This window comes from Bartonella sp. AD328YNZD (genome assembly GCF_042196425.1).
Map to the genome: position 1 here is coordinate 1 of NZ_JBHIQG010000156.1, position 5690 is coordinate 5690.

Below are 5690 nucleotides of genomic sequence, written 5' to 3' on the forward strand. Positions count from 1 at the left end.
CTTAAAGAATTTTCAGGGGGAGAAAGAGCACGCCTCATGCTTGCACGCCTTCTTTCGCGTCCTGCAAACTTTTTGATTCTTGATGAACCGACCAATGATTTGGATATGGAAACTTTGGATTTGTTGCAAGAATTTATTGCTGATTTTGCGGGAACAGTATTGTTGGTCAGTCATGACAGAGACTTTTTAGATCGTACTGTAACGCATATGTTGGCACCTCAAGGTGATGGTCATTGGGTTTTGTATGCGGGTGGCTATAGTGATATGATAGCGCAAAACCAGCATGCTCTTCGTTTACAACGCAAAAAAACAGAATTATCGCAGCGTAAAGCACCTTCAAAATCTCAAGCGGGAGAGCTTTCAAAGCAGGATTCATCAACAGAACATAGCTTGGTAGGGCGGGAGAAAAAAACACGAGGTAAATTGTCTTATAAGCAGGTTTATGCATTGGAAAAATTGCCTGAAGAAATTGCTGTTTTGCAGGACGAAATCAAAAAAATTGAGCAAGAGCTCTCTGATCCAACCCTTTATCGCCGCGATAAAGAACGTTTTGAGCGTTTATCAACGGCATTGGAAAAAAAGAAAAATACTTGCACACAAAAGCAAGAAGAATGGCTAGAACTTGAAATTTTACGCGAAGAAATGGAAGCGTGTTCACGGTAATATCTAAAAAACTTTAAAAGATTTGTATTGCATCATCGCTTTTCTTTGATTTGTTACAAGAGTTTGTGGCTGATTTAGCGGGAACAGTGCTGTTGACGAGTTATGGCAGAGACTTTTTAGATTGCACTGTAACATATAGCATTTCAAGGCGATGGTCATTGGGATTTCTATACGGGGGCAATGATATGGTAGCGCAAAACAAGCATGCTCTGAGCTTGAAAGGCAAAGAAACAAAACTATCTTTGCTGTGAGCTTTTTCAAAATTTCATATATGGAAGCACGCCAGTTTCATTGCATACTTTGCCAGTCCCCAATGTTGCTACAGCTCCTTTGGAATTTGAGAGCATTCGTAAGAAACATGCCCTTGTCTTTACCTTATGCTTTAAAGATACCACCCCCGCTTATGACGGAAAAGCAAATGATCCTCATTAATTCTAACATAAGAAGTGTTGTGATGAGAAAAGCTTACTGTATTCGATATTATGATTTGAGTTTAAAAATGATGATTTGTTAGGATAAATCAACATGTTATTGTAACATTTCTAGGAGGAGAAAATGATGGCGATTAAAACAAAGCGAACAATTTCCACATTGATCGGTTTAGAAGATGCAGTTGAACTGTCTTCTTATTTCCTCCGTAATGCGAATCACCTGCGTCCTTTTGAACCTGTTAGATCTGATGGTTACCACAGCCTAACGGCTTGGGAAACACAAGCCAATGCATTTGCTTGTGAAAGTGCAAAGGGACAAGCATACCGATATGCCGTACGATTAAAAAATGAAAACACAATTATTGGTGTTGTGAATTTTACAAATGTGATTCTGGGTGTTTTTCAAGTCTGTCATCTTGGTTTTTCTCTTGATGAAAAACAACAAGGAAAAGGTCTCATATTTGAGAGTTTATAGGCTCTAATACGGCATATCTTTCATATTTATCATCTGCATAGAGTGATGGCAAATTATAGACCTGAGAACATAAAAAGCGAACGTTTATTAAAACGCCTTCATTTTGAAAAAGAAGGCTATGCTAAAGACTATTTGATGATTTCTGGAAAATGGAGAGATCACATTCTAACCTCTCGAATCAATGATCTGTATGAGTCCTTTAATAGATTTGAATAAAGTTTTGTTAAGGGTCTTTTTATCAAATGTATAAATATGCTGCACTTTTCCCTATCCTAAAAGACGAAGATCCTTAACCACCTCTTCTTTTGTAAACGGTTCAGACTCTCGTTTAGCGGATTTCAACTGCTGACCGCTTTCATATGTTTCTTTTCGTAGATAATAAATTGATTTATCATCATAATTCATTTTTTCAATTTGAAGGAAGAGAGTACTCAATATCGGAAGACTTTCTCATTTCAAATCTCTAGATGTTTAATCATAAAAACACCTCTCTTGCACATCACAAACTGGGTTGGCATAGGTTGGCATACAAGTGAGGGTTTATGTGGATAAAAATGATTGAAGAATAAGAATAAAAATTCTCTGTATAAATCCTTTTAAATGTGAGGGCTGTTATAAATATTGTGTATTCTGTGACCGATAGTCTCGTTACAAGTTACACAAACTGCTTATTGTTTGGGTGAAATTTTTATACATTCATTTGTTTTTTATATTTTCTTTTCTTAGGAAAATTTCCAATGTTCTCAATGGTGTTAATTCATACCAAGCGCATTTTTATATAGCTCAATGATTGCTTCTTCTTCCATTCGTTCATGTTCTTCTTTTTTACGCAATCGTATAATGCTTCGAACAGCTTTACTATCAAAACCAGAGCCTTTAAGTTCAGTGTAAACGTCTTTAATATCATCAGAAATGGTTTTTTTCTCTTCTTCTAGTCTTTCAATACGTTCGATAAAAGAGCGTAATTGGTTTACGGATATAGCGTGTGTTTGATCGGTTACTGTATCGTTCATTGTATTTTTCTCCAAGTTATATATTTTAAGTTGTTTTTCGACGACGAATTTAGGTTAAAAAAGCTTGAAAATAAAAAGTAAGTCAAGCTACACAGTTTTTTTACAAATTGACTTTAAATATTTTGTAAAATTTTTAAAATATATGCATTGATAAAAGGGCTATAAAAAGAAAAATATACGTTTTAGATTTGAAAAGCTTTTAAAATAAAGAAATGTGTAATTTGTTTTGAGAATTTGGCATTATAGAGGAAGTTTTGTGATTTTAAAAAAACGATATTGGGTGCTTCAGAAAGGATTAAAAGTTTTTCTCTTGAGCCTTTTGCTCTTGTTTCCCCTTGTTGTTTTTGCAAAAGCTGACTTTAGGGTTTGTAATACAACTCAGCAGTCTGTAGGGGTTGCTCTTGGATATCGTACATTTTCAGGGTGGGTGAGCGAAGGCTGGTGGACTGTACCAGTGACGGAGTGTAAAACTTTAATTGAGGGGCCTCTTGCTTCACGGTTTTATTATTTTTATGCGGAAGGGGCACAAAAAAAAGGGAACTGGGCAGGCTCTGTGACCATGTGTGTGCAAGATAGCCAGTTTACCATTCAAGGGGTTCATGATTGTTTCCCTCGAGGATATCAAAAGGCTGAATTTAAAGAAATCGATACCGGAAATCAAACCAGTTGGATGGTACAGTTGACGGATGAGTCTTTGCTAAACAATTCAGTTATACCTTCTCTTTCAGGAAATTCTCCACCGTGAAACGTGCACGTAAAGTAAAAATTATTGCCACTCTTGGTCCTTCTTCTTTTTCTCGTTTGATGATTGAAAAGCTTTTTAGGGCAGGGGCAGACGTTTTTCGTCTTAATATGAGCCATACTGATCGTGATATGCTGGGTGATTTGGTCAAGTCTATACGAGAAGTTGAAAAAACAGTTCGACGCCCCATTGGTATTTTAGTGGATCTTCAGGGGCCAAAACTGCGTGTGGGGCGTTTTGCTAAGGGGCAAGAAGATTTGCGTGTTGGGCAAAGCTTTACGTTAGATAATCGCGATGTTCTTGGTGATGCACAGCGTGTTTTTTTCCCTCATGAGGATGTATTTTCAGCTGTTAAACCAGGAAATCGGTTGTTGATTGATGATGGAAGGGTGGAACTGCGTGCGCAAGTTTGTGATGGTCATTCTATACAGTGTCGCGTGGTTGCTGGAGCCCGTATTTCTGATCGAAAAGGTGTCAGTTTTCCCGATACAATTTTGCCTTTTGATGCGATGACGTCAAAAGATAAGGGGGATCTTCAGGCTCTTTTACAGCAGCCTGTTGATTGGGTTGCTCTTTCTTTTATTCAACGTCCAGAAGATATTATGGCGGTGCGTCAGTTGACGAAAAGCAAGGTGTCTTTGATGGCTAAAATCGAAAAGCCTCAAGCCTTGGAGCATATAGAGAAAATTATTGAGGTATCTGATGGCATTATGATTGCACGGGGTGATCTCGGAGTGGAAATGCCTTTGGAAAAGGTTCCTGCACTTCAGATGGAGCTCATAAAAGCTTGTCGTTTAGCAGGAAAGCCTGTTGTGGTGGCAACACAAATGCTCGAATCAATGATCACATCTCCTGTTCCGACACGCGCAGAAGTGTCGGATGTTGCTACAGCAGTTTATGCAGGAACAGATGCGGTGATGTTGTCGGCTGAATCTGCTTCTGGTCGTTATCCTGAAGAAGCTGTGCTTATGATGGACCGAATCGCGCGGCAAATCGAACAGGATCACACTTATGCCGCTCAGGTTGGAGCACAACATCCAGCACCAGAATCAACAGGAACGGATGCGATTTCTCTTGCTGCGCGTCAGATTGCTGAAACACTTGCGCTATCCGCTATCGTTGCTTATACGGCTTCAGGAACAACGGGGGTGCGCGCCTCTCGTGAACGCCCTAATAGACCGATTATTGCTTTATCTCCCATTGTGGAAACAACACGGCGTTTGGCTCTCGTTTGGGGGCTTCATTGTGTGGTCACGCAAGATGCACGGAGTTTAGAGGATATGGTTGATCGTGCAGCAGCCATTGCATTTCAGGAAGGTTTTTGCAAAGGGGGAGATCGCTTCCTTGTGACAGCTGGTGTTCCCCTTGGAACGCCTGGTGCGACAAATCTCTTGCGTATTGCTTCTGTCTCTCAAGATGGAACGAAAGGGATTTGAGCCGTTTACGCATGGTGTTTTTTCATGCGCCTTTGAACAGGCTTTAAAAACAACGGCTGTTCGTCTTTTGTGAATGCCTCCATAGACTCATTATTCTTTTATCTCCTATCGTAAGATAGCAAGATATTGCGTTAGGTCGTCCAGTTTGGTGATGGGAGCAGATCCGGTGATATTGTCTTTTGATTTTGTTTTAGTTCTGAGGAAGCTGCTTTTACGGTAGGGCATTTAATGGGAGCCCCCTTTTTATTTCATTGAGGCATATTGGGAATTGCTTTATTGATGTTTATACGAGCGAGATGTTCATTGATAATGAGAATTTATTCTTTTTCTTTTTGGATGAGAGCCTTGAAATTGTTCTCATTTTAAACTTTTGCAAACAGAATTGAATAAAGTTAAAATTATGTACCTAAAAAATCGTACTGGTATGTTATAAGAAAAAGTGATGGGTGAATGTGTTTTTAAATATGCTTTGTCGGGGAATTTGCAACATATTGATTTATAATGATAATTTATCGTTATTAAACTTGAATTAGAACCCCGAATACCGTAAGATTCTCTTAAATTTATTTATGTTTTGTTAATCATAACTCTTTGCTTGTACGTCATAAGTGGGTGGGACATGTGGGTAAAAATTGTACAAGAAAGGCATACTTCTTATGAAGCGTTTCAAGAGCCAAGGGGGCTGTTGCAATATTGAGGGCTGACTATAATGATGATGCCGACTTGCTCTTTCTTTTATTAAGCTTGGAGATTTTGAGGGGTGGGGAGAGAAATATGGATTATTTGTTATAAGGATAAAGATGTCGGTAGAGGATGGTTTCAAGAGCTATTGTTGTTTATGATGTTTGAGGTTGTATGAGATTAACATACTCTTTGGGTTTGACTTTTTTCCTGCTCTAAAGGATGAAAATACTTAATTCACGCTGGTTT

The 5690-nt window shown here is 38.6% G+C and carries 4 protein-coding genes and 1 pseudogene; 4 read left to right on the plus strand and 1 reads right to left on the minus strand.

Annotated elements, in window-relative coordinates; genetic code table 11:
- Positions 1 to 663 (plus strand): ATP-binding cassette domain-containing protein (locus ACFIO3_RS07840; RefSeq protein ID WP_375704284.1); only part of this gene is annotated, 663 nt, incomplete at its 5' end.
- Positions 664 to 1221: 558 nt separating this feature from the next.
- Positions 1222 to 1785: pseudogene (locus ACFIO3_RS07845) on the plus strand (GNAT family N-acetyltransferase).
- A gap of 536 nt (positions 1786 to 2321) precedes the next feature.
- Here ACFIO3_RS07845 and ACFIO3_RS07850 read toward each other — a convergent pair.
- Positions 2322 to 2582: a DUF2312 domain-containing protein gene (locus tag ACFIO3_RS07850; protein WP_005774567.1), complete on the minus strand. Its 261-nt coding sequence runs from the start codon at positions 2580 to 2582 to the stop codon at positions 2322 to 2324.
- A 256-nt stretch (positions 2583 to 2838) separates the two neighbouring features.
- On the opposite strand from ACFIO3_RS07850, the gene ACFIO3_RS07855 reads away from it, so the two are divergent.
- Positions 2839 to 3327 carry a DUF1036 domain-containing protein gene (locus tag ACFIO3_RS07855; protein WP_375606567.1) on the plus strand — a complete coding sequence of 163 codons (489 nt, stop codon included), beginning with the start codon at positions 2839 to 2841 and terminating at the stop codon, positions 3325 to 3327.
- On the plus strand, positions 3324 to 4760 hold the full coding sequence (gene pyk, locus ACFIO3_RS07860) for a pyruvate kinase (RefSeq protein WP_375606566.1): 1437 nt from the start codon (positions 3324 to 3326) through the stop codon (positions 4758 to 4760). Before ACFIO3_RS07855 ends, pyk begins: the two co-directional genes overlap by 4 nt.
- Positions 4761 to 5690: the final 930 nt, after the last annotated feature.